Origin of the sequence: Rickettsiella endosymbiont of Rhagonycha lignosa, assembly GCF_964031165.1 — a bacterium.
GTDB lineage: Bacteria > Pseudomonadota > Gammaproteobacteria > Diplorickettsiales > Diplorickettsiaceae > Aquirickettsiella.
This window is the reverse complement of record NZ_OZ035011.1, coordinates 648,896-674,460: the sequence shown is the minus strand read 5'-3', so window position 1 is coordinate 674,460 and position 25,565 is coordinate 648,896. Positions and strand designations below refer to the sequence as shown.

At 35.7% G+C, this 25,565-nt stretch carries 22 protein-coding genes; 11 read left to right on the top strand and 11 right to left on the bottom strand.

Annotated features, from left to right (window positions below; genetic code table 11):
- The first annotated feature begins 134 nt into the window (after nucleotides 1-134).
- The 5 genes from AAHI99_RS03090 to AAHI99_RS03070 all read left to right on the top strand — a co-directional run bounded on the left by AAHI99_RS03090 (nucleotide 135) and on the right by AAHI99_RS03070 (nucleotide 2,903).
- Nucleotides 135-479, top strand: coding sequence for a hypothetical protein (locus AAHI99_RS03090; RefSeq protein ID WP_342228211.1), 345 nt, complete (start codon nucleotides 135-137; stop codon nucleotides 477-479).
- Complete coding sequence (locus tag AAHI99_RS03085; protein ID WP_342228210.1) at nucleotides 469-1,203, top strand: hypothetical protein; 735 nt, start codon at nucleotides 469-471, stop codon at nucleotides 1,201-1,203. Before AAHI99_RS03090 ends, AAHI99_RS03085 begins: the two co-directional genes overlap by 11 nt.
- 32 nt (nucleotides 1,204-1,235) lie before the next feature.
- On the top strand, nucleotides 1,236-1,877 hold the full coding sequence (locus AAHI99_RS03080; protein WP_342228209.1) for a hypothetical protein: 642 nt from the start codon (nucleotides 1,236-1,238) through the stop codon (nucleotides 1,875-1,877).
- 182 nt (nucleotides 1,878-2,059) lie between these two features.
- Nucleotides 2,060-2,344, top strand: a complete 285-nt coding sequence (locus AAHI99_RS03075) for a hypothetical protein (RefSeq protein WP_342228208.1) — start codon at nucleotides 2,060-2,062, stop codon at nucleotides 2,342-2,344.
- Between the two features lie 238 nt (nucleotides 2,345-2,582).
- The gene (locus AAHI99_RS03070; RefSeq protein ID WP_342228207.1) at nucleotides 2,583-2,903 is read left to right on the top strand and encodes a hypothetical protein; all 321 of its coding nucleotides are present in this window, start codon (nucleotides 2,583-2,585) and stop codon (nucleotides 2,901-2,903) included.
- Nucleotides 2,904-3,301: 398 nt separating this feature from the next.
- On the opposite strand, the gene AAHI99_RS03065 is transcribed toward AAHI99_RS03070, so the two are convergent.
- From AAHI99_RS03065 to AAHI99_RS03055, 3 genes are all read right to left on the bottom strand, one after another.
- Nucleotides 3,302-5,767 (bottom strand): ankyrin repeat domain-containing protein, encoded by a 2,466-nt coding sequence (locus AAHI99_RS03065; RefSeq protein WP_342228206.1) that lies wholly within the window; start codon nucleotides 5,765-5,767, stop codon nucleotides 3,302-3,304.
- Nucleotides 5,768-6,077: 310 nt separating this feature from the next.
- Nucleotides 6,078-6,635, bottom strand: a complete 558-nt coding sequence (locus tag AAHI99_RS03060) for a DedA family protein (protein ID WP_342228205.1) — start codon at nucleotides 6,633-6,635, stop codon at nucleotides 6,078-6,080.
- 101 nt (nucleotides 6,636-6,736) lie between these two features.
- Entirely contained in the window at nucleotides 6,737-7,648 is a 912-nt protein-coding gene (locus AAHI99_RS03055) for a L,D-transpeptidase (protein ID WP_342228204.1), read from the bottom strand.
- A 101-nt stretch (nucleotides 7,649-7,749) separates the two neighbouring features.
- Between AAHI99_RS03055 and AAHI99_RS03050 the strand changes: the two genes are divergently transcribed.
- The gene (locus AAHI99_RS03050; RefSeq protein WP_342228203.1) at nucleotides 7,750-9,264 is read left to right on the top strand and encodes an MFS transporter; all 1,515 of its coding nucleotides are present in this window, start codon (nucleotides 7,750-7,752) and stop codon (nucleotides 9,262-9,264) included.
- 195 nt (nucleotides 9,265-9,459) lie between these two features.
- Nucleotides 9,460-11,787 carry a hypothetical protein gene (locus AAHI99_RS03045; RefSeq protein ID WP_342228202.1) on the top strand — a complete coding sequence of 776 codons (2,328 nt, stop codon included), beginning with the start codon at nucleotides 9,460-9,462 and terminating at the stop codon, nucleotides 11,785-11,787.
- A 33-nt stretch (nucleotides 11,788-11,820) separates the two neighbouring features.
- Here AAHI99_RS03045 and cysS read toward each other — a convergent pair whose 3' ends face one another.
- A complete protein-coding gene (gene cysS, locus AAHI99_RS03040; protein ID WP_342228201.1) occupies nucleotides 11,821-13,221 on the bottom strand; it encodes a cysteine--tRNA ligase in 1,401 nt (466 codons plus the stop codon).
- Nucleotides 13,205-14,608 (bottom strand): glutamate--tRNA ligase, encoded by a 1,404-nt coding sequence (gltX, locus tag AAHI99_RS03035; protein WP_342228200.1) that lies wholly within the window; start codon nucleotides 14,606-14,608, stop codon nucleotides 13,205-13,207. Before gltX ends, cysS begins: the two co-directional genes overlap by 17 nt.
- A gap of 133 nt (nucleotides 14,609-14,741) precedes the next feature.
- On the opposite strand from gltX, the gene AAHI99_RS03030 reads away from it, so the two are divergent.
- A complete protein-coding gene (locus AAHI99_RS03030; protein WP_342228199.1) occupies nucleotides 14,742-15,512 on the top strand; it encodes a UDP-2,3-diacylglucosamine diphosphatase in 771 nt (256 codons plus the stop codon).
- 7 nt (nucleotides 15,513-15,519) lie between these two features.
- On the opposite strand, the gene AAHI99_RS03025 is transcribed toward AAHI99_RS03030, so the two are convergent.
- A complete protein-coding gene (locus AAHI99_RS03025; protein WP_342228198.1) occupies nucleotides 15,520-16,710 on the bottom strand; it encodes a hypothetical protein in 1,191 nt (396 codons plus the stop codon).
- Between the two features lie 111 nt (nucleotides 16,711-16,821).
- A complete protein-coding gene (locus AAHI99_RS03020; protein ID WP_342228197.1) occupies nucleotides 16,822-17,721 on the bottom strand; it encodes a LysR substrate-binding domain-containing protein in 900 nt (299 codons plus the stop codon).
- Between the two features lie 110 nt (nucleotides 17,722-17,831).
- Here AAHI99_RS03020 and AAHI99_RS03015 point away from each other — a divergent pair, with 110 nt between their 5' ends.
- Together AAHI99_RS03015 and AAHI99_RS03010 are read left to right on the top strand one after the other, a co-directional pair.
- Nucleotides 17,832-18,371 (top strand): peroxiredoxin, encoded by a 540-nt coding sequence (locus AAHI99_RS03015; protein ID WP_342228196.1) that lies wholly within the window; start codon nucleotides 17,832-17,834, stop codon nucleotides 18,369-18,371.
- A gap of 30 nt (nucleotides 18,372-18,401) precedes the next feature.
- On the top strand, nucleotides 18,402-18,938 hold the full coding sequence (locus AAHI99_RS03010; RefSeq protein ID WP_342228195.1) for a carboxymuconolactone decarboxylase family protein: 537 nt from the start codon (nucleotides 18,402-18,404) through the stop codon (nucleotides 18,936-18,938).
- Nucleotides 18,939-19,013: 75 nt separating this feature from the next.
- On the opposite strand, the gene AAHI99_RS03005 is transcribed toward AAHI99_RS03010, so the two are convergent.
- Nucleotides 19,014-19,526, bottom strand: a complete 513-nt coding sequence (locus AAHI99_RS03005; protein WP_342228194.1) for a CvpA family protein — start codon at nucleotides 19,524-19,526, stop codon at nucleotides 19,014-19,016.
- Between the two features lie 251 nt (nucleotides 19,527-19,777).
- On the opposite strand from AAHI99_RS03005, the gene AAHI99_RS03000 reads away from it, so the two are divergent.
- Nucleotides 19,778-21,184 (top strand): hypothetical protein, encoded by a 1,407-nt coding sequence (locus AAHI99_RS03000; RefSeq protein WP_342228193.1) that lies wholly within the window; start codon nucleotides 19,778-19,780, stop codon nucleotides 21,182-21,184.
- Nucleotides 21,185-21,267: 83 nt separating this feature from the next.
- On the opposite strand, the gene AAHI99_RS02995 is transcribed toward AAHI99_RS03000, so the two are convergent.
- The 3 genes from AAHI99_RS02995 to AAHI99_RS02985 all read right to left on the bottom strand — a co-directional run bounded on the left by AAHI99_RS02995 (nucleotide 21,268) and on the right by AAHI99_RS02985 (nucleotide 24,890).
- Nucleotides 21,268-21,825, bottom strand: a complete 558-nt coding sequence (locus AAHI99_RS02995) for an orotate phosphoribosyltransferase (protein ID WP_342228192.1) — start codon at nucleotides 21,823-21,825, stop codon at nucleotides 21,268-21,270.
- Nucleotides 21,803-24,427: a DNA gyrase subunit A gene (gene gyrA, locus AAHI99_RS02990; protein WP_342228191.1), complete on the bottom strand. Its 2,625-nt coding sequence runs from the start codon at nucleotides 24,425-24,427 to the stop codon at nucleotides 21,803-21,805. Before gyrA ends, AAHI99_RS02995 begins: the two co-directional genes overlap by 23 nt.
- A 127-nt stretch (nucleotides 24,428-24,554) precedes the next feature.
- The gene (locus tag AAHI99_RS02985) at nucleotides 24,555-24,890 is read right to left on the bottom strand and encodes a hypothetical protein (RefSeq protein ID WP_342228190.1); all 336 of its coding nucleotides are present in this window, start codon (nucleotides 24,888-24,890) and stop codon (nucleotides 24,555-24,557) included.
- Between the last annotated feature and the right edge of the window lie 675 nt (nucleotides 24,891-25,565).

The window sequence follows — 25,565 nt, the reverse complement described above, 5'->3', positions numbered from 1 at the left end:
TTCTAATAAATACTTAATTTAGGTTTAAGCCTAAAGGAATATACTGCTAATTCAATAATAAAATTTTAATTTTTCTGGGAGAAAAATAAAAATACAAAAATTACCTTCATTAGATAACAAAAAATGAGGTTCCCATGATAAGTTATAAAGAAAGTATTATTTCTAACCTTAAAAGCAAATATGACTTAAGGCTTAAAAAAAGCACTTGGATTAATGACTTGCAACAAGCTTTATTTAATTTTACAGAATTAGGGAGTTTTCAAGCTTGGGGAAAAGAGTGGATCAGTAAAGTAGTCAATCAATTGGAATTTCTTGCTAAACTGGAACTTCAAATCAATCATCTTAATAATAATCAAATTAATTTAACAGTAGCTACTGCCGAAATAGAAGCCAGTCTTATAGAATATGATGAACTAGAAGCGAAAAATAAAGTTAGCCTACTAGAGCATATTCACCGAATATGCTGTATTGTATTGTAGAGAAAAAAATGGTTTTTTTAAAGAACTTTCAGAAAAAAAACTTCCATTCATATTAGCTGATTTACAGCTTAATGACCAGAATGATTTTGACGATCAGTTCGATTCTTGCATCCAGTTAATAAAAAATCACATAAAAAATCCTGAAAAATTGCTCAATTTTTTCGAGATTATTAAACATTCTTATCTTAATCAAAATGAACCGAATTTAAGTTATTTTATTTTTACAGCGCATGAACAAGCTATTCAGTTGCTAAAAAACAGAATTAAAAAGAATTTTTTGGAATTAAACCTTCAACAAGTTAAAAGTGAATGTGAAAACCCAAGTTTATATAATGATTTTTATCAAGACTGTCTTATCCTTTTGGCAAACCACTATCAAGATTATAGCAATAAACTTGATATGATTAAGAATAAACTCGAATTTCTCAATAAACATTTAGGCGAACCCGTTAAAGACTGGTTGAATGACTATACAACCCTCTCTGATACTGCTTTTTTATCGGAAGCTACGCTGGAAATTTTGGTTGAAAAATGCAACAATTTGTCTTCATTTGAAACTCAATTGAGTCTTAATAATGACAAAGAATTTTTAAAAAAAATAAAGAATAAAACTCAAGATTTTTTAAATAGTAAAATTAACAACTTGGAAGAGCAGTTTCAAAATTCTCAGACACAAATTGCAGAATTAGCAAAATACATCCCCGCTGGCGGCATGTATTGCTGAAAAGCTGCGAGAAACACAAGAATCCCACTATAGTGCTTGAAGGTAAAAACACTTATACAACGTCTGATTCTGAAAATAATACTTTTCAGTGTTCATTGTGGCATGCCTGTTGTTTATTTCAACAATTTGCAAAAAACTCTTTTACATCAACCCTCCCCTATCTAAAGAAACTAAAAGAAGAAGAAAAAGAGACGAAAATTAAAGATGAATTTTTTGATTTTCAAAATGCAGTGTTGCATTTGAATTGGTTTATAACAGCAATAAAAAAACTTGAAAATCAATCTTATTCACCCACGCTATTTTTAAAATCTGGGAAATCAAAGCAAAAATCTGTTAATCAATTAATAAATAATTTGAAAAGTATTCCTATCCAACAAGTGGATACATCCTATATCAATAGTATTTTTGAACAATGGAAAAAAGACCATCAACTCATGATTGATGAGCCGCGTTATCGCCTTTTGATTAAGTTATGCATACTCATTTATAGGCAATTTATGAAAATATTTTTTCATGCACCAAATTGTTTTACTACTACCAGCCACCAAACAATTAACGAGTTGCAAGAAGAGTTTTTAAAGGCTAGTGAGCATTTAGAGAAACTGCGAAGCAATTTTACTCATTCAACACATGATGAAACTACAGCCGCTAGCTTACCTGCGTTCACACCCTGAAGCTAAGGGATGAACGCGGATAGGCTTCCAAGGTTTATGGCCAGCTAATCTTTGCTTCACTCTGACGAATTATTTAATTAATAGACTAACTTATTAATTTAGAATTAACACTTTGGATATTAAGCCAACAACATCAAACTGTACAATCAGAATACGGCATCACTGCCCTACTCAATGGCGAATTGCAAATTTGTGTCATCGATCGAACGTTTATCGATCCCGTTACGAATATTTGTTGGGTTATTGATTATAAAACCTCCGACTATCAAGGCAATAAACCCGAAGAATTTTTAAAATCTGCCATGCAACAACATCAACAACAACTGAATAATTATGCACACGCATTGTTGTTAGATATGCAACAAACTGTATGCTGTAGTTTGTATTTCCCACTTACTTCGCTCTGGTGTGAATGGGAGTTCACTGAAACGTCTATGACTGAATCAATCGAGCATTTTAAAGTCTGATGAATAAGAAGAAAGGAAGTAAACAGCGTTTAAAGCGAGAAATTTTCTTGAAGAGGTTGAGAATAAGTACGCAGCTAAAATCAAAGTCATAACGAAAGAAATTATTTTGCAGAAGACTTTCTTAATACTGGCTTAATAAATATCCCGTAATCTTCTAAATTATTTGCATGCAGTGGGAATATTTTTTAATTCATTAATAATAAACCGTTTTACTAATAAAACGAAAGTAACATTCGCTGTGGTGTGTTTACCTATTGTTCTGCTTAGTACACTGTTTATTTGGTTTTTTGCTTCAAAAAATAAAAATTCAACTAAACAAAAAAATTCTGATCCGTTAGAGAATGAAACGGCATTACTCTGTACACTTCAAGAAGCATCAAATAATAGAAATGATAAAAACGAAAAAGTCATTAGCAAAGAAAATTCTAATGATAATAATATCAACGCCCCAGTATCTCCAATAGAAAACTACTCATTATTCTTTGATGAAAAAAATACACAATTACCTAATAGCATACAAGATCAACACGCAAGTGCTTTCATAAGCAAATCACCCTAATAATAGAATAAAATATATTCGTTCCCACTCTGGTGTGAGTGGGAGTTTACTGAAAGATTGGCGGCTAAACTATATCTATTTAATGAACTACTATGATGTTATTCTTGGTGTTGCAAAAATTCTTTATTTAAAAATTCCATTAATTTTTTAAAAACCAATTGCTAGTCTGAGACTTTTATTTTCTTTTCACTAACAATATTTTGCATATTGCGTATTGCATCAGACACAAAAAAAATGTAAATCCCAGATTCTCTAAGTTCCCCTAATAATTTCATAAACTCTATTTGCATTTATCGTAGTAATATCCATATAGCAGGCCTGCAGGTCTCAATTCAAGTTTGATTATTCAGCTTGCTGGAATTTAAGTTTTTTTACTAAAGATAAGACCGTATACTTCACTATATGGCTTTGATTGGAGATTCTAATGGATGTTCAATAGAAGCTATTTCTACCGGATTTTTACTAGTAAACAGCAATGATAATTTACGCATAACTAATGTTTTATCGTTATAACCCAATCTCCAATTATTCGGCAAAATTTTGTTCAAGAAACTAACAAGCCTTGTCAAAAAATCATGAAATACACCGCTTTCTCTTTGTTGCAAGCTTTCTCCGATATCTTTAATTCTTTTAGCAATAAGTTCATTCTCAACTTCAGTAAAAAGAAATTCACTCAATTTAGGGTCTAACAAATAGTTAGAAAACTGCATAAAACAAGAGCTATTAATAGGTATAGCGGCAGGATTAGCACCCGCGATTATCAAAAATACTGCCATAGCAAAGTGATTATTTTTTAGCGCGGTAAGTAATAATTTATTAAAATCTATTGAAAAAGTCGGTTCTTTATTTTCTAACTTCGAAATATGACTATTAGACAATTTTAATAAATATCCAGCAATAGGTAAAAATCCTTTTGTAGCTGCAATATACAGTAACGTTGAATAGTCAATTCGATTAGTAGAGGGAAAAAGTAAACTTTTGATATTTTGAATGAATTGCAAACTACCTAATGTAATGGCCTTTTTTAAAAGTAAAAATTTATAGTCTTCTGAAAAATCGTTTTTTTCCAAATGCTGATTAATATAATTAACTAATACCCGTATGGCTTCAAAATTTTCAGCTTGTAATGCAATTAATAACGCTTTTTTAATATCTTCAAAATTAAATTTATTTTTATAATGCAATAACGCTTCAAGAATACGCATATCTCTCTGACGACATGCTAAATACATGGCAGGTGAGGTTTTGTATAGCTTTTGTAATGAAGTATTTTTCCTCTTTACGACAGCTCCTGCACTGAGTAAAGCAAGTACGACATTATAATTTTCACTTTTTATTGCAAGCTCTAACGCTGACAAGCAATTTGCCTGTCGCCCAATATTTGATTTAGCGGCAAGAAGTTCATTTACATGATCAACTTTACCCAATTGAGCAGCAACCATCAATGCAGTCCATCCTTTATGATTTAGCGAATCAATATTTGCTTTTTCATCATCTGAACTATCTAATCGTTTATGCAACTCATCCGCAGTTAAATTTATCACTGCATGATGCAATGTCATTTTCTCTTCAGAGATAGAGAATAAATCAGAATCGTCTTTTATTCTTTGTTTTTTAAATTCTGCATTTAGTAGTTTTTTATTTAACAACCTATTTGCATAAAATTGCGTCGATTGAAGCGCCTGTTCAAATGCATCTTTTTGATCTTCGTAAAGTAATTTAAACATGAGCTTATCATTTTTTAACGCCTCTTGAATATCTAACTCATCCTCCATTAATTCTGCGCAAAATGGCAGTTTGAAGACCTCAAAAATTTCAAAAAATGAATGTCCTCCACTATTATAAAGCATTAAAGAAGCAAAAACTGTCATGTAGTGCTTAAAAGAAATATTATAATCATGAGATCCTAATCTGCGTTGCAAAATCATATTTCTAATCTGCGCTAGTGTTGTACTAGAAATCCCATTTGAATAGACTTGTGTTTGACGCGAAAACAAACGCTGACTCCATTGACTTTCTATCATATAATCTGATTGATCAGCCGATCGTTGGAAGGGGGAGTAAACATTCTCATAGCTTTCCTCAACAGGATTTACTACATCATGGTACATAGGAAGAGGAGATATAGACTTCATTAACCCTTTAGCAGTTGTCCTAACTTCATTATGAAATGGCTTAATGAACCGCCCTCGTCCATCCATACCCATGGTGAAGATACTATGACTATAAATATTAGCTGGCATTGATTCATCATTTTGAGTATTTAACGTTGCTAAAATAGTACTACAAGCAATTTGATATAAATTTTTACAAGCAACTTCAGACAATCCATAAAAATCATTTTTTAGTAATTTATGCGTTAATTCTGCATATTCTAATTCATATTTGTTTAATACATTCCCATCCAAATCACCTTTAAGTATTTTTTCAACTATAGATAAAGAGGGTTTTACATTTTGCAAGGAAAATAGTCGACTTTTCAAACATTGAGTAAAATTTTCTAATTTAGCATGGTCCAAAGTCTCGGCATTATTTTGTAAAATATGGTAGGCTAGGTTTGTTTCAAAGTAACGTCTGATTGGATCATCATTAATAGTTTTAGAATCGGACTTAATAACAAAACACTTATCTGTAATAACTTTCTCGATTTCCTTAATTAGCTCTCTATCTGCTTCGGTTTTTACACCCTCGAGATACAGCTGATAAAATTGGTTGAGTTCAAGGTCATTGACTTTATTTTTTTTGCAAACAGTTAATACGAGAAGTAAAATCTCCCCAACAGATAAAGTTACCTTACATCCAGTTGTATTATTAGGAATTTCATTTGCTAAAACATCTTTTATCGTATCTAACAGAGAACTCATGCCTATTCTTTATTTTTATAATTATTAGGCTTTATAATAAATTAAATTTATTAATTAAATATTAAGAGCAATTCTAAAAATTGCGAGATCAGCATAGGACAAAAAATTAGAAATTTTCACGCTGAAATAGCACTAAAAATAAAAAGGAGGCATAAAAAAATCGCTGTTATGACGAGCGAGTAGAATAAGTAGGCCATCCATTACTCAATATTCCTTGGATTGATGCATAGCTTCGGTGCTCGCAACAACGAAATTTGGCAATGAAGCCTAATGACGATAAAAATTGAAGCTGTATAATTAATAATGTTAGCTAGATAAACGTTTTTAACAGTAAACTAATCTGTGTATGCAGCGCCTCAGCCCCACTGTGCCAGTGGTCGTGAAAAAAATAACCAATGCCAACAAACAAACTCACCCATAACACGGCACCCGAATAAGCAAACACGGCAAAATAACGAAACGGTAATTTTAATGCACCCGCCACATAACCGGTCAGATGGCGCACCCCAGGAATAAAATAACCAATCACTAGCGCCCATTTACCGAAACGTTCAAACCAATTGTGCGCTGCTTGGTAGCGTTTTTCTGTTAGTCCGATATATCGTCCCCAACTTTGACTCAGATAATGACCCGTAGCCCGACCCAGACCATAACTTCCGCTGATACCGCAACAACTACCTGCATAAGCTGCCAGTAAACTGGAAACGATAGTCAGTTTTCCTTTGGCCATTAAAAATCCCAGTAGTAACAGTAAGGATTCTTCCGGTATCGGTAAAGCAAAAATTCCTAACGCAAACCAAATAAAAATCGCTAGGCTACCGTAGTGATTTATCCAAGGTAGAAAATGATCCAAAGCAGGTAAGGACATAAATGTATTCAGTAAAATAAAATCGTTTGCACCAATTTAAACTCTATCTTGCTGTCAGATACATCAACTTGTTTCCCTTCCTACTTTTTCTAGATCCTAAATTAAGCATGATTAGTAATCGCATCTTCGATCTTTTTTAATTCAGCTTGATTTTTATCATCTTTACTCGCTGCAACTTGCTCATCGACGGCGTGGGTGATTCCCAATTGATTATCCGCTATTTGATTGTCGAATAAATCGAACTCATCATTGCTGCTGATTATATCATCGTCATCATCATCGTCATCATCACTGACCTGAACATGATTCGAAGGATAAGGTAAAACTATCACCTGCGTACCAATATCTGCAAATTCTTTGTTCAGCCAATACGCATCATCAACAAACATTCGCAGACAACCGTGACTGGCATTATAACCAGGTACGCCGCGTGAACCGTGCATCGCAAAACCGCCTTTAAAAAACATGCAGTAAGGCATCGGTGCCCCACCATAAGGCTTAGGAAATTTAGTTGATCGACAACCCGCTCCTCGTTTTTCATAGATTTTGAATGCTCCAGAAGGCGTATGACACGGCCTACCTAAATCCGGACACCAATTTTGTCCACCTGATCCCGGTCCCCAGCGAATGATATTTCCGGCTGGACCATAAGCCGCCCACGCATTCAATGCCGGAGAGTAAACGATCATTTTTCTCCCGGAAGGCGTTCTGTAAGGTGAAAATGGTGTATACTCCATCCAATTAGTTGCATCGAGATTTCGTGGTGCCGCGATCCTCATTCCAGGCCATATACCCGTATTCATACGGTTTATACGTTGCACCAACTCGCGTCGTTGTGGATTAGGAAATAAGGTATACCAAGTTTCCCCCCTCGCTACGACCAAACAATAAAGTCGAGGATCATTGCACAAACTTTGTAATAACCAACCGCGCGCAGCAAAACTATCGCCATGCATAATTAAGAATACAACCAGTAATGCAATCAATAAACCAAATCTTATGAGTATACGCATAATGGCTCCTTCCGCTTTTTGAGGGCGGTTCTTTCGCTTTTTAAGAAAGCGTTACTCTTATTAAAAGGATAGTCTATTTTTAACGGCTAAGAAGAAATATCATGATTAAATTTTCAGAAAAAAATCGTAAATGGTGGATCCTGCTCGCCATGTCAAGTGCCTTGGCCCTGGTATTTATTGACCAAACAGCCTTGGCCGTGGCTCTACCCGCCATGCAGCGTGAACTTAACCTCAGCAATAGCCTGACGCAATGGATAATCAATGCTTATCTATTAGCGATAAGTGCCACTATTCTATTGGGTGGAAAAATAGGCGATAGACTCGGCCATAAACGCGCTTTTTTATTTGGAGTGCATGTTTTCGTTATTGCATCCGTGTTATGTGCCCTAGCCGAGTCAGGGGCATGGTTAATCATCATGCGTGGGATACAAGGCATCGGTGCTGCTTTTATGATGCCCTCGACCAATACTTTAGTCACCAATGCCTTCCCTGATAAAGAACGTGGTAAAGCCTTAGGAATTTACGTTGCGCTAGCGGCTATCTTTCTCGCTTTAGGACCTTTGTTAGGTGGACTCCTAACCCAAGTCTTTAGCTGGAGAGCCGTTTTTTGGATTAATTTCCCGATTGCATTAATTAGTATTTTTTTAGCGGTTTTTTCTGTTCCAAAATGGCAACGATCCGAAAAATTGAATCTCGATTGGTTAGGATTTTTTATCTCGATACTTTTTATTAGTGGTTTTGTTTTATGTTTTATGGAAGGACCGAATTGGGGTTGGACTTCTTTTTCGAGCATTGGCTTATTACTATTAAGTATTGTGAGTCTTGGTGTTTTTATTATATGGGAAAACAAAATCAGCAATCCATTGGTTGAATTAGACCTATTTAAAAACCTAACTTTTTCCATTTTATTTAATGTGCTACTGATTATTCAAGCCGTAGGTATTGTGTTTGTATTTTGGGCAATATTTTTACAAAATGTGTTACATTTCACTCCCTTAAAAGCGGGCATACTGCTATTACCGGCGATGTTACCTGTTATTATTATGGCACCGGTCGGTGGTTATTTACGCGATAAATACGGGGCCACGCTACCGATGTTCTGGGGTGCGTTAATTATCGTATTAAGTATTATTTGGATAGGTATTTTTAGCCCCTATCAAACCTACCCTATTTTATTCCCTGGTTTACTCGGTTTCGGTATTGGTTTCCCCTTAACGTTATCCGGCATTATGGTAACAGTCATGAATATGGTCAAAGTCGAGCAACGCGGCATTGCCAGTGCAATATTGAATTGTTCACGCCAATTTGGCATTTCGATAGGCTTAGCGGTATTTGCTGGATTGTTAGGTAGTTTAAATAAATGGCAACTAGGTTCTTTCTTAAAACACAGTGCTGCACCCTTATCTTCTCTAAAGGAATATCAAATTGATGGTTTATTAGTACAATCACAACGCGCGATGCAAGCCGTCAGTCATTTATCACAACAAAGTCTGCAATTATTAAAAACTGCAGCAGCAAAAGCATATACCAGCGCATTTAGCATCACCATGTTTGTCGTAGCATTTTTTGCTTTGATTACCTTAGTGTTGATCGCAAAAATTCCACGAAAAAAATAAATAATTGCATATAATAATTTTCATAACATTATTATATGCAAAAAAATTATTATCTATTTATTTTTTAAATCAATCTCTTAAGCTTTAGCTAAGAAATCTAATTTATAGTACGAACTTATTTTTTATAAGCTATTTAATTCACTTTAACAACAAGGAAGTAACTATCGATTTATAAGTTTAAAAATATTAAGATTTATGCCTACTTCGTATGTATTCGATTCTGCTTTAAACCTTGACCAATGTTTTCAAAACACACCTCCATCGACTCTACCAATCGATGATTTACACCAACTGCCAAAGGATTGGTTAATTGAGTTAGAAAACCAATGTCGCAAAATTAAACCAGACTTAGAAAAAAATATTTTTTTAAAACATGTTGGACCAAATTCTACGTATAAACTTAAAGCGATATTACTCAAACAATTATCATTTGTTTTTTATCAAATTTCAGATTATTTACCTTCAGAATTATTAAAACATGAATCAAGTCAATTACTATTGCTAGTATTAACAGAAGATATCAATGAATGTACGCCTGGCTTTCACATTCGTGTCAATAAACTGGTTAATGCTTTGCAGGTGCCCAACACTCTCGAACAGTTATTATATTTAGTTAGAAAAAATATAGTTCACGAAATTGCTTATAATTTAATGAGTTCCGTTCCACCGCCATTTCAGGTACATGTTGTTGATCGTGTATGTCGAATTGCAAAAAAGCAAGGCTTAGGGATAGAAGCCATTATACAAAAAGATCCCTATAAAAGTTTGTTATCCGACCAAGCAATACACGAATGTTTACAGAGTAAATTTCCCCTGCATTATACGCCATTTAAAATCCCTTTTTTATTAGCTGAACAATTACAAGCTATTTTAAATCAGTCAGGTTACATAGGTTCTCAGGAAACGGGATATGCCACCGGACCTGTAGAAAGTATGCTGAAAATTATACAGAATTTTTTAGTTAATCCTGCAAAACCCAATACCAATAAACTACAGCCACTTTTTATTCTCGATAAATTTGACGAATTTGGCGAACCAACGAGAATTTATGATTTAAATTGGCCCCTGATTCGACAACTATTTTTTCAACAATTAATCGATAAAAACTATTTTACTAAAGCAGCAGAACCAGCCAGCTTAATAGAATATGCTTATTTTCAAACATTACTCCCTGAAAAAACAAATTCTGAAATTGAAAATCAATTTATTAAGGATTATCTTGAATCAGAAAATTATGCAAGATTGCTAGATGATTTAACCTTCATTCAAACTAATTTTTCTGAATATTGGCAAAAACTAATTAAAAATCCGATTCTAATACAAAATATTGACAATTTTTTAAGTTTTATAGACAATCAATCAAAAAATATTGCAGACGATAAGGGTTTCTTAGAAAAAGAGAATCAAACTTATTTGTTGTTGTTTTCCCAAGATAAAGAATTTATTTTACGCAAGATCATTGTCGAAAAAAACACTTGCATAACTGACGTTAATCATAGTTTACTGTTAAAATCAGTCAGATATTTTCCTGAAATAACCAAAGATTTTTTTAATCTTCTTTTTAATACGCCGAATAAGCCCTATCAATTATTTTTTGACCTGCTATTTAAAAAAAATCACCAAGACAATACTCTTTTAATGTTTGCTGCACGATATCACACCGAAACAATCAAGCTTATATTGCATTTCTTAAATAAATACATTGATCAGATTGAAAAAGAAAAAATTTCAGCGTTATTTATTAGCCAAAATAATAATGGTTGGAATCTTTTAAGTTTAGCAGCTAGACATCGTTCAGACGCTTTGCAATTCATCTTTGATTTTATGAATCAAAAACATATTAAGTTTTTTGACAAGGCCAGTTTGCAACAATTATTTCTGCAACAAAACTTAGATGGTTGGAATCTTTTAAGTATGGCTTGCGTTCATCCTGCAAACACAAAGCTTATTTTAGATTTTATTAACGCGCATCTGGAAAGTTTTGATGCAGAAACTATAAAAAAAATTATCTTGCAAAAAGATAAAGATGGTTATACTTGCTTAGATTATGCTGCTCGTTTTCAACCTGATTCCTTAAAATTTATTTTAGATTTTATTAACACGCATCCGGATAGTTTTGATGTAGAAACTATAAAAAAAATTATCTTGCAAAAAGATAAAGATGGTTATACTTGCTTACATTGTGCTGCCCGCTTTCAACCTGATTCCTTAAAATTTTTTTTAGATTTTATCGATATACGTTTTACATTATTTGCCAAAAAACTTAAATTATTATTTGAAAGTCCCGGAAAATTTCAGTTAATTACAACGCTATATAGAAACCCTACTAACAAATCAATAGATTTATTAGCATTTAGTTTAAAATACCCAGAATCCGCTGCGCATCTTTTAAAATTTTTAATCGCCCATGCGAATATCTTCAATCTGGAGGACCCTAATATAAAAAACTTTATCAACCAAGCGTCTAATAAGGCTTTATTAGACGACGAAGACCTTAAATCAGTTGTTCCTAGGATAAATTAATTGCTAATTTAATAATAGAAATTAAGTGCGATTTCACTTGCTTCGCCATTCAGTACCGGTAGCACTATCTTCTAATACCACACCTAAACTCAATAATTCATCGCGTATCCTATCCGCTTCTTGCCAATTTTTAGCCGCTCGTGCTTGATTACGTGCGGTAATTAAGTCATTGATTTTTTCTTCATTGGCTGTCTCTTGTTGCAAGCCAAGCTTTAAAAACTGTTCTGGATCTTGTAGCAGAATACCTAAGATGCTTGCCAAATATTGTAAATTTTTGGCAAGTTGCAGCGCTTGCTTATTATCAGTTTCGCGCAAACGATTAATTTCTCGCGCTAAATCGAATAATACCGCTAGCGCTTCCGGCGTATTAAAATCATCATCCATCGCGGCTTGAAATCTTTCTAGATATTCTCCTTGGAATTGTTCAGCAACAAAAGATTGCGGCGCTTTACTCAACAAGCCGCGTAAACTAGTATACAAACGTTGTAAAGCCGCCTGCGCAGTTTGTAAATTTTCTTGGCTATATTGTATCGGACTACGATGATGACTTGAAACTAAGAAATAACGAATGACTTCTGCAGGATATTGTTTTAACACATCACGTAACGTAAAAAAATTGCCTAAAGACTTTGACATTTTTTGCCGATTGGTTTGTACAAAACCGACATGGATCCAGGTATTAACAAACTTGTGATCGGTCGCCCCTTGGGATTGTGCAATTTCATTTTGATGATGTGGAAACACTAAATCTAAACCGCCGCCATGGATATCAAAATGTTCACCTAAAGCAGCCATCGACATCGCCGAACATTCAATATGCCAACCGGGACGTCCTGCGCCCCAGGGAGATTCCCAACTGGGTTCATTCAGTTTTGCTTTTTTCCATAGCACAAAGTCTAAAGGATCCTTTTTTGTAACATCAACGGCGACGCGCGAACCACTACGTAATTTTTCCAAATTTTGATGGGCTAATTCACCATAGTTTTTAAATTTTTCTACTGAGTAACAAATATCACCGTTATCAGCTTGGTAGGCATAATTTTTATCGAGCAAGATTTGAATTAAATCTAACATCTGAGCGATAGCATCGGTCGCTCTAGGTTCATGCGTTGGCGGCAGAATAGCTAACTGCGCAAAATCTTCATGCATGGCAGCTATCATGCGCTGCGTCAATTCAGACATGCTTTCATTATTCTCTTGTGCGCGTTTGATGATTTTATCATCAATATCAGTGATATTACGCACATAATTCACCTGATAACCTTGCATGGTGAGATAACGTAATATCACATCAAACGCAACTAATACGCGCGCATGACCAATATGACACAAATCATACACCGTCATGCCACAGACATACATACCTACTTTCTTGGAATGCATTGGTGTAAACTTTTCTTTCTTTTGCGTCAATGTATTATAAATTTTTAGCATGGAGTATTCTCTCACGAATTTTTTCATTACCTAACAGGCTAAATAACTTTGCCAGCTCAGGACCATCATGACGTCCGGTCAGTGCCAAACGTAACGGTGTAAACAAGGCTTTACCTTTAAGATTTAATTTTTGTTGTAACTGTTTTATTAAGACTTTAAAATCAGAATTTTCTTCATCCAATAATATTAAGAGTGTCTGCCAATACCGAGGATCGACTTCGCGCAAAAAAATCTTGCTATCTATCGAGAAGTTTAACGCGCTGGCTTCGCCAAATAAAATAGTCGCCCATGCGACTGCTTCTTCAGGGAAACAGATTGTCCCGCGCATTAATTCAATAAAATTTAACTTAACAGCATCTGGCACTAAATTTTGTATTTTAGCTTCCAGCCAGATACTCAGTTTATCATTTGAAATATGTAATAAGGCCTGTTTTTGCCAGTACAATAATTGTGTTTGGTCGTAGCGCGCAGGAGATTTCCCGAGTCGACTGAGTGAAAATTGTTCAGCTAAGGCATGAATATCTAGAAAATTCGGATTGGTATAGGTATGGCCTAAACGTGCTAAGTAATTTTGCAAGGCTTCGGCAAAATAACCTGCTTCTCGCAAAGTTTTAATACTAAAACTTCCATGTCGTTTCGATAAGGGGGCACCATCATCACCGACAATTAATGCCATATGACCATACACCGGAATAGTTAAACCCAAGGCCTGTAATAACATGATCTGGCGTGGTGTATTCGTTAAATGATCTTCACCACGCAATACATGCGTCACTTTCATTAAAGCGTCATCAATAGCATTACAAAAGAAAAATGCCGCAGAGCCATCACTGCGTTGAATCACGAAATCGCCAATATCATCACTGACAAAAGTTTGCTCGCCTTTAACAAAATCATCGAAGCGAATAACTTGTTTCGGCAAAACATGAAAGCGCAAACTGGCAAGCTTTCCTTGCGCTTTTTTCTCGGCAATTTGCTCTGCCGTTAATTGTCGACATTGACCATTATAACGCGGCGGTTTACCCGATGCTAATTGACGCTTGCGCATCATTAGCAATTCCGATTCGCTGCAAAAACAAGGATATGCACGACCCAGACTCACTAATTGCTCATAGTAAAGTGTATAGATTGCTTGTCGTTCAGATTGATAATAAGGGCCGAGACCTTTTTCTTGACCAGGACCTTCTTGCCAAGGTAAACCTAACCAAAGCAAGTCTTCTTCTAATTCTTTTGCGAGCGTCAGCAATGAACGGGTCGCATCGCTATCTTCTATCCGTAATAAAAAACAACCGGCTTGCGAATGTGCGAATAAAAAATTAAATAAAGCGGTTCTGGCATTACCTAAATGGATATGGCCAGTAGGGCTAGGTGCAAAACGAGTTTTCATAATCAACTACTTGTTTAAAATTTGATAACTTAGTCCACGATTGATAACTTAATTTAAAAATACTTATTTTAAAAGTACTTGCTTTAAAATAACTACTATAAACTAATTTATCACTTAAGCTATGATTAAGCCTATGTCGACCCTCTTTATATCCGATTTACATCTCAGTAGCGACCAACCCGAAATAACACAGTTGTTTCTGGATTTTTTACACCAGCAAGCCAGGGAAGCCGACGCTTTATATATATTAGGCGATCTATTTGAAACCTGGGTAGGTGACGATAATTTAGGTCCATACAATCAAATGATTATCAGCGAACTCGCTGATTTAACGGCGAGGGGCATAGCCACTTATTTCATGCCCGGAAATCGTGACTTTCTCATCGGTAAACGTTTTATTCAGCAAACCGGTTGTCACTACCTCGCTGATCCGACCATCATTAATCTATACGGAAATTCTACCTTACTCACGCATGGCGATAGTTGGTGCACTTTAGATAAACATTATCTGCGTTACCGGCGCTGGTCGCGCTATCCTTTTTGGCAATTTTTATTTTTGCAGCTCCCCCTCCCTTGGCGCCAAAAAGTTGCTAAGTATTTACGTGGTCAGGAACATTCCAACACACCCATTGCTATGGCTAAATATGATGTGGTCATCTCTGATCTATTAGCCTACTTGCAACATCATCCAGGTACAAATCAAATCATTCATGGACACACGCATTTGCCCAGTATTCAACTAATAAAATCAACAGAAAACATTTGGATTAGGCGTTTTGTGTTAAGTGATTGGCATGCTAATCGAGCCAATGTATTAGTAGCGTTGCCGAATCAAACTTTGACATTAATGTACTTTAGTCAAGGCAAGGACAGGATGTTAAGCAACTTTTCACACGAAGATTAAAGGCTAATCAGTATTGAGACATGCCATTTATTATTATATTAGATATTTCTCCCGAATTGTCGGGATCATTATCGAAAATTTGTTTAGTTACAGCAGAGTTACCATCCGGTGACACAAAGAAAAAAGATTTACACCTTGTCTTATTTGAGTTCAGAGAATCAGCTAAATTCAGATAAACATTTAATTTTTCTAATAGAGCCACTAGATATTGTTGAAATTTTTCTAAAATACTCTTTGTATCTAGAATATTTTTATATTCAGGTTTACATTCAAGTACGGAGTCCATTAATTCAACTCCAGCGATCCAACCTGATAGATTATACGGCTTAATATCAATTTTATATGTAGCAACACCTTTTACAAAATAATCATCCTCCGCAACTTCTAACGGCTTATTAGTTTTTTCATCATAGATTGTTTGAATTGAAAAGCTTACTTTAATAAGCAGACTATCATCTAAGTAGCTTAGATCGATGGTTCTTTTCTTAGGACTTAAAAATAGAACATTATCCTGTACATTAATAAAATTGATACTAGGATAGATAAATCTTTGATGAAGAAAAAGCTTTAAAAAACTTCTAAAGCATTGCTTTCTATATTCTCCCAAATTACACTCTGATTGATTTACATCAATCTTGTTAAAAGTGACGTTAGCCGCTTCGACTAGTAGTGTTTTTTCGATTTGTCCTTTTTTTTCTCTGAGTAGTGAACCTGCACTTAGCAAAGTTTGACTAAAACTTTCAGATATTGAATTACCTTCAAATAATGGATAGTGGGTTTTACTTCCATCTCCAGCTACAGAATTTAGGTTTGAAGCGAGTGTTCGAAGTGCCTTTGCAATATCTTCCATTCCATCTAATTTCTTAATCATCGACGCAACACTTTCTAAGGTCGTTTTAAATTGATCCGTATCTTTGTCTTTTGGGATCATTTCTCGATACGCCTGTTTAATATGCTCAGGATTTTCTTCTAGTATTGCACTAGCAACTGTGATTGCATGAATTACTTCAATTTGATTTGTTGCATTAAGTAGTATTGACTCGGCAAGCTCACCATTAATACAAAGTTCTTTAAGACTCCTTACATAATCTTTTAAGAAGTTCTCTTGTGTATAACTATCCCTGCAATACTCTTCAGATTGACTATTAATGTTATCGCTCATGAACGTCCATAAGTCATTTTTATTATCAATTAACATAAAGCTTTCCCCAAGGGCCTAATTACATTTGCAATTTTAAACTTAATAGGTTAGGAACTATTAAATTAAGAAACAAGATTTTATTATTCAGCACAGAGATCACTTGGAATCTTACTTTTCAAGCCAAAAACCTTTTTGAGCCATTATTTTGCTAATCTGAGTCGCTATATCTTTGAATACCGTTGTTTTTACTGAAGACGATCGCCAAAATAATCTTATTGATCGCGCAGGTGTAGGTGCATTAAATGGAATATAGGAAATCCCATCATGCTGTTGTTGGGCCAATTTAGGCATTAACGTGACATCATTACCGGTAGCCACCATTTGACGCAGCGTTTCTAAACTGCTTGCACGAAAATTTTGCACTTCGTTCACATTCATTTTATGGCATAGATCCAATGTTTGGCCACGCATGCAATGACCTTCTTCTAGTAAAAGTAAGTTTTGTTGCTGAAGATCAGAGAAATTAATGGATTTTCGTTGCGCCAAAGGATGCTTATGCGCTACCGCCAGTAAAAATTCTTCTTGAAATAAATCAGTGCAACTAAAACTAGACTCTTCGATCGGATGTGCCATTAATGCGACATCTAGGCGGCCGGTTTTAAGTTTTTGTATCAATGATAAGGTTTGCTCTTCTACAAGATAAAAATGAATATGGGGAAATTTTTCCGATAAAGCAGGTAAAATCAATGGTAACAAATAAGGTGCTAAGGTCGGAATAACCCCGAGAGTTAACCTTCCACTATAAGGATCTTTGGCTAATTTGGCTAAATCGTGAATTTCATTGATTTGCGTGAGCACCTGTTTTGCACGCTCAGTTATTGCCAGACCGATATCGGTTAATAACACCGATTTATTGTTACGTTCTAATAACTTCACACCTAAGCTGGCTTCTAAACGTTGAATTTGCATGCTCAGCGCGGGTTGGCTGACAAAACAGCTCTCAGCCGCTTTTCCAAAATGGCGCTGTTCACTCAAGGCGACTAAATATTCAAAATCTCGTGTGTTCATTGTTTTTATAATAAGTTTAAATTATCAATTTAATAATAACAATATATTATACTTATGATTTAATATCAAGTAATTTATGCCTTTCCAAACATAATATCAGGAGAAAATCCATGTTAATAATAGGTGATAAAATTCCAGAATTTTCGGTTAAAGCAGTCGTATCCTCAAATGCCAAGGACGCTTTTACCGAAATTAGTCATCAAACCTACGCCAATAAATGGCAAATAATTTTCTTTTGGCCTAAGGACTTCACATTTGTCTGTCCTACTGAAATTGCCGCCTTTGGTCAATTAAACAACGAATTTAAAGACCGTGATGCAATTTTATTAGGAGCCAGTACCGATTCAGAGTTTGCACATTTAGCTTGGCGACAGCAAAAAGATGAATTACGTGATCTTCCCTTCCCGATGCTCGCTGATGTTAAACGTGAGTTAGCACAGGGTTTAGGCATACTCGATAAAAAAGAAGGGGTTGCACAACGCGCTACATTTATTGTTGATCCCGAAGGCATTATCCGCTTTGTCATGGTGACGGATCTTAGCGTGGGTCGAAATGCCAAAGAAGTATTACGCATACTTGATGCGTTACAAACCGATGAATTATGTCCTTGCAATTGGCAAAAAGGCGAAGCCACGATTACTGTTGACTAACCCCCTATTAATGAGGAAATGATGATGACAATGACAATAGAAACATTAAAAAATAAACTGTTAGATAATGCAAAAGATATTAAATTAAATCTATCTAACATTTTAACCGAAGAAGGTTCACCGGATTTAACTAAAAATCAAATCGGCGGAATTGCATTAGCCTCGGCCTATAGCATAAAAAATTCCGCATTGATTCAAGCTGTTTTATCAGAGGTAACACCTGTACTATCAGAAACAGAAATAAATGCTGCCAAATCTGCAGCAAGCATCATGGCGATGAATAATATTTACTATCGATTTATTCACTTAGTTAATGATAAAGATTTCTCTAGTATGCCCGCTAATTTACGGATGAGTGTGATTGGCAATCCAGGTATCGATAAAGTTAATTTTGAATTAAATTGTTTAGCGGTATCGGCAATCAATGGTTGTGGTATGTGCATTGAAGCCCATACTCATGGCTTAATAAAAATAGGCATGAGTAAGCTTGGGATACAATCGAGTGTGCGTATCGCATCGGTATTAAATGCCGCAGCACTTGCCTTTGATATAGCGACACATAATTAAAATCTCACTGTGCGCTTACTGAGGTATGATCATACCTCAGTAAGCGCTTTCAGCAAGCTTTAGACACAATTCTAATTAGTATTGATCTTTCTGTAATTCAAGATGACTATGCATGGACTCGGGCAAGAAGCTGCTTAACCAATTTTCTAGGGGTTGGAAATGCGGCACTAACACCGATTCTTGCCAAGAAGCTTCTTTGGCAAAGGGCGTTAAACTAACTAGCATCATCAATAAAACAACGACTAAGATTCCACGCGCAATACCGAAGATAATTCCTAGCACGCGATCGGTACCGCTTAAGCCTGTGTTTGCGACTAATTGACCAATTAAATAATTAATCAACATACCCAATACGAGTGTAACTAGGAATAAACCAACAAAACTAACAACCAATCTGACTGAATCGGAATGAATAAAATTCACCAATAAATCAGCAATATACCGGTAAAAAATAAAGCTCACTGCAATCGCGGCAACCCAGATAACCAAAGAAATCACTTCGCGCACAAAGCCACGCATGACGCTAATTAATACCGAAAGCGCAATGATGGCAATAATGGTGTAATCGATCCAATTAAATGTAGACATTGAGCAAACCTTAAGCTAGTAGATGTAAAAATCCAAGGGAACACCTTTGGACTCTTATTATAAACTATTTTTTTATTAGTTACCTATCATGCTTAAATAAGCAAACTGAATTATGTGTCTCTATATAACACAAAACCTATTTTTTATTGTTTTATACAAACCGCTACCCAATAGACACGCTATGATTGATTAAAAATCTTGAAGGGACTTTTCTTTGAGAAAAGAAAACTTTTTATACTAGGAGAAAAAGTATGCTTAATAATCCTTATCCTTTAACAAAAGAACAACGGGACGCCTATAAAAAATTATTAAATAAAGCTTTAGAGTTTTTTGGGTTTAATAAAAATTACTTCATTGGATACTATAGAAAATATAAGGGCGATCCTGGATACCTCACAATAATAAAAAAATCTAGTTATCCTTCGGATCACATTTCCAAAATAAAATTTGAGGCTATGTTAGATTCATTTGAGAAAAAGGGACTCATCGCTTATGAATATATGGAAGCAGATTTTAAAATAGACGACTCAATAGAAAAAAAAGAAATTATCAAAATTAATGAAATAGAAAGCATTAAAGAATTTAAAAACTATCTCTATAATGGACTTATATTCAATGAAAATTTAACCACAGAAAAACGCTTTGATGGTAAAGATTTATTTTTAGAAGTTTTAAAGCTTTATGATTTAGGTTCGAATTTTCGCGTGGACATCTATCCCCATAGTGTTTCCTCCGATTTTATTTATCTAAGGGAAGCGACTCAACCTAAAGATATTCCTAATGAAGAAAAAAAAGCAAGATTCAAGACGATGCTACAAGATTTGGCTCAAAATAAACTTATCACTTATAAAAAGCATGAGGCAGTGTTTAAAGGAGAAACTCCAAACGGAACATCTGTAAAACAAACAATGCAAGTTGAAAAGATTGAAGAAATAAATCTAGTAGAACTTGAAACCTTTCTCGAAAATAAGAAATTTTTAAAAAAAGTACTGAATTCAAGTTTAAAACATTATCAGCTGGAAGCAAAATATCGCATTGCAAATGATAGAAAATATTTTCGCCTAAGGCCAAGCACACAAAACTCTCCTAGCAAAAATGATCAAGAAAATTTTCAGACCCTTATGTCACTATTAACAGAAATAGGTTTGATAACGTATGAATCAAAAAATATTCCTTCACCTAACTCTTTTTTTGTAGGCATGCAAGCGAGTATTATTACTCAAGTAGATAGAAAGATCATCGATTCTTATCAGCAAATAGAAGAAAGAATTCTCTATGATAAAAAATATGCTAAGCTCGATTTTGCCCCAATAACCTGGCTTTATATTGATTATTGTTTTAACAAGAATCTCGCTAGGGATAATCCCGGTCTTGATACGGCCTGTTTGGACTCTGCCTATCAAGATTCTATGTCTATCAGTACCGCTCTGGAATGTCCTGTTGTTTTACCCAGTTCAAAAGATAGAATTTATGATTTAAAAAATATTTTAAAATTCATACCTTTTGAAGATCCTTTTACACGCCAAGTTTTTGAATTATCAGACATTAAACCCGCGCCGGGAGGATTAAAAGTATTAGAAAAGAAAATAGCCGCTATCCAAAATCCTAAGCAAGGCATAGAAGAGGCTCGGGTTGCAGAACCTAGCTATCGAAGATAATCACGACAGTATCCTTCGCATTGTCGAATGCGAAGGAAGTATTCGAAGCATTTAAAAAGTAATTAAACTTAACGGCAATTAGTTTACTTCTTAGTTAGAACAAGTTCGTTCAAAGTAAAAACACTATGTAATTGATAACCTGCAACTAACAACGCTTCTTTGCCACCTTGTTGTCTATCGACTAACACAACGATATCTTTTACTTGTAGAGCGTGTTTTTTTAAAGAATCTGCTATCTGTAGCACACTGCCACCCGTAGTCACGACGTCTTCAATAATTAAACAGTCTTGACCCGATTTGAAAACACCTTCGATTTGTTTTTTTGTGCCATAATTTTTAGCTTCTTTACGACACATCAACATCGGTAAGTTTTGCTCAAGCGAAATAGCGGTAGCCATCGGCAATGCGGTATAAGGCACACCACATATCAAGCTTGGTTTTAAATGTTTTATTTTATCCCACAATGCCTTAGCAATGTTGCGTAATAGAGGGGGATAAGAAATAATTTCACGGCAATCGATATAAATAGGTGAAATTTCACCGCTACGTAAGGTAAATTCACCCCATTTAATCACACCAATATTAATTAATGCATCAAGTAAGGTTTGTTTTTCCACACTAAGCTTCAGGTGAGTTGTCATTATTATTAGTTTTTTCAACCGCTAAATTGATCAAGCTATCCGTTTGCTCTGGATCGTTTGTTAAGTCTTCTTCGATACGTTCTAAGCCAACTAATGTTTCACCCTCATTCAATCGTATCAAACGCACACCTTGTGAATGGCGGCCGGCGACACGAATTTCAGAAACACGTGTGCGCACTAAGGTCGCTTTATTAGTAATGAGCATCACTTCATCAGCAGGTAATACTTGTACAGCGGCTACGACATTACCATTACGCTCCGTTGTTTTAATAGCGACTACACCACTACCACCACGACTCGTCAAACGATGTTCAGGAACAGGTGTGCGTTTACCATAACCATGACTGGTTGCCGTTAAGATTAAGCCTTCGGGTTTAGCAATGATTAAAGAAATAACTTGTTGACCTTCTTGTAATTTAACACCTCTTACACCACAGGCGGTACGACCCATACATCGCACTTTACTTTCATTAAAACGTATTACCTTACCCGCATTGGTAAACAATAAAACATCTTGTTGACCATCGGTTAACGCAACTCCCACTAAACGATCACCTTCGCGTAAATCAATCGCAATAATACCGTCGTTACGGGGTCTAGAAAAGTCAATTAAGCTGGTTTTTTTTGTCGTGCCATTGGCTGTTGCCATAAAAATGAAATGTTCAGCACTATAATTCTGTATAGGTAATACCGCATTAATTCGTTCATTATCACCTAAGGGTAATAAATTAACGATGGGTCGGCCTTTAGCGATGCGACTGCCTTCGGGTAATTTATACACTTTTAGCCAATAGACTTTACCCGCACTAGAAAAACACAATAAGGTGGCGTGTGTGTTAGCAATTAACAAATGTTCAATAAAATCCTCTTCTTTTACATCGCCAGAAGATTTTCCTCGACCACCACGACGTTGTGCTTGATAAACATCTAAGCTTTGTCGTTTGACATAGCCTTCATGCGATAAGGTCACCACCACATCTTCAGCAGGAATCAAATCTTCTTCATTAATTTCAGCATCGACACTGATAATTTCGGTTCGCCTTGGATCAGCAAATTCTTCTTTAATCGCTATCAGTTCATCATGAATAACCTGACGTAAACGTTCGGGTTGATTTAAAATATCTAATAAATCAATAATAATATCTAACTGATCGCGATATTCTTTTAAAATTTTCTCTTGCTCAAGACCCGTTAAACGATGTAAACGTAACTCTAATATCGCTTGTGCTTGTTCGGGTGATAATCGATAAACATTTTCACCTTTTTTTACACCATATTCATTAGCTGCATCTAGCGTTAATTGTGTCTCAAGCAAATCGGTTTTAGTGAGCATCTCAGCTACCATACCTAACTGCCAATGTTGCGTTAACAGTTGAGCTTTAGCATCTGCTGGATCCTTTGCTGCTTTAATTAATGCGATCATCGGATCAATGTTCACTAAAGCAATACCTAAACCTTCTAAAATATGCGCACGTTCTCGCGCTTTACGTAATTCAAAAATGGTGCGACGTGTTACCACTTCACGTCGATGCGCCAAAAATTCAGTAATTAATTGCTTGAGATTGAGTAAAACGGGTCTGCCATCGACCAAAGCCACCATATTAATACCAAACGTGACTTGTAATTGTGTTTGAGCAAATAAATTATTCAATAACACATCAACGTTCTCACCACGTCGGACTTCGATGACCATACGCATACCGTCTTTGTCGGATTCATCACGTAATGCGGTAATACCTTCAATGCGTTTTTCCTTTACCAATTCCGCAATTTTTTCGATGAGTTTTGCTTTGTTTACTTGATAAGGAAGCTCGGTCACAATAATTCGTTGTTTATTCGATTTTTCATCTTGCTCAAGTTCGATTCTCGCACGAACAAACACACGTCCACGACCACTGTGGTACGCTTCGAGAATCCCCTGCTTACCATAAATCAAACCTGCCGTAGGAAAATCAGGTCCTTTAATGAACTGCATTAAACGTTCTATGGTCAATTCAGGATCGACTAGTAAAGCAACACAGGCATCGATAACTTCCGCGAGATTGTGCGGTGGAATATTGGTCGCCATACCGACCGCAATACCTGAAGAACCATTAACGAGTAAGTTGGGAACGCGAGTGGGTAATACGGTAGGAATTTGCTCGGTTTCATCATAGTTAGGCGCAAAGTCGACCGTTTCTTTAGCTAAATCCGCTAATAAGGCATGTGCCAGCTTTGACATACGAATTTCGGTATAACGCATCGAAGCGGCGGAATCGCCATCAACCGAACCAAAGTTACCTTGGCCATCAATCAACACCGAACGCATAGAAAAGGTTTGTGCCATACGCACAATCGTATCGTAAATCGCCCCATCACTATGCGGATGATATTTACCGATCACATCACCCACCACACGGGCAGACTTTTTATGCGGCTTATTCCAATCGTTGCCAAGTTCGCTCATGGCAAATAAAACTCGTCTGTGCACAGGCTTTAAGCCATCTCGAACATCAGGCAATGCCCGGCCTACTATGACACTCATAGCATACGCCAGGTAGGACTGTTTTAATTCCTTCTCAACTGTTACCGAAATGATTTCATTAGCCGCTGATTCTGTCATAAAAACTCAAAGCCTATGATACATAAAATGAAAGCAGATGAAGGTCTTTTACCCCTTCATCTGCAACAAATATAGTACCATAAAAGGCTTAAACTGGCAGTAGTTTTCAACAACCACTACAATTATTTTACTTATTGTCCCCAGCTGCAGAGTTAGCTGAATTACCATTATTCGCAGGTTCTTCGGGTGTCGCTGTACCTGCCGTTCCATTGTTAGATGATGTATCTGGTGTCGCTGGCATAGCGGGCGCGGTATCGCTAGGCGGTGTTTGAGTAGGTTCCACAGCTTGTGGATTTACCGGCATTTGCTGATCATCCGAGCTGGATGAGTTCGCAGGATTAGCCATCTGATCTTGCACAGGCATCGCAGTATCTGATTGATCTCCTTGCTTATCAGAAGGCTGATGATTACAGCCGACTAACGCCGCCGTCAGCAGCATAGAAACCAAAAACTTCTTATACATAAGCAAAATTCCCCATCTAAAAAGTAGTGCAAAAAGCATTAAAGAACAATTTGTAAGCCAAGGACTGACAAAGCCCACTGACAAATCCATAGCCCATAGTAGAAGCCAACTTAAGCATAGCAAAACTTTCAAGTAAAACAAAATCTGATAAAAATTAGACGTTCACCCGTTAAACCCGATGGCATGCAGCCCTCCTCTTTTAATTGCCAACCCACTAAATACTGTTATAATAACCCTAGATTTAGTTTCCCGTGTCAGTTTATAGCTAGGGTTAATCCCCTCTTTTTTCTGATGCAAACAGAACGAAATGATAAGAAATCAACGTTTTGTAATTAGAGCTAACTAAAGTAAAAAATTTTAGTTTTTTATAAATTTACCTTATTTTTGGTAATAAATTTAAATCCCAAAATGAGAGAATTAGTCCGGCTTCTTAAGTTTGCAACCTTTTATTTGGAACGATGTTCTTCCGATGCGAATTTTATGCTCAGTAATCATTAATGTGTGCATAAAAAAATACGGTATATTAAGAATATGCAAGCCTATAATCCGTGTTAAAAATCAGATAGTTAAAACCTATGCTACTAGCCTTATAGGCAAAGTAGCTTATGCAAGGACCTTGTTGACACACTCACCCCTTTTTAAATTAATTAAGCGGTCATTGTTTCAGGTATTAAT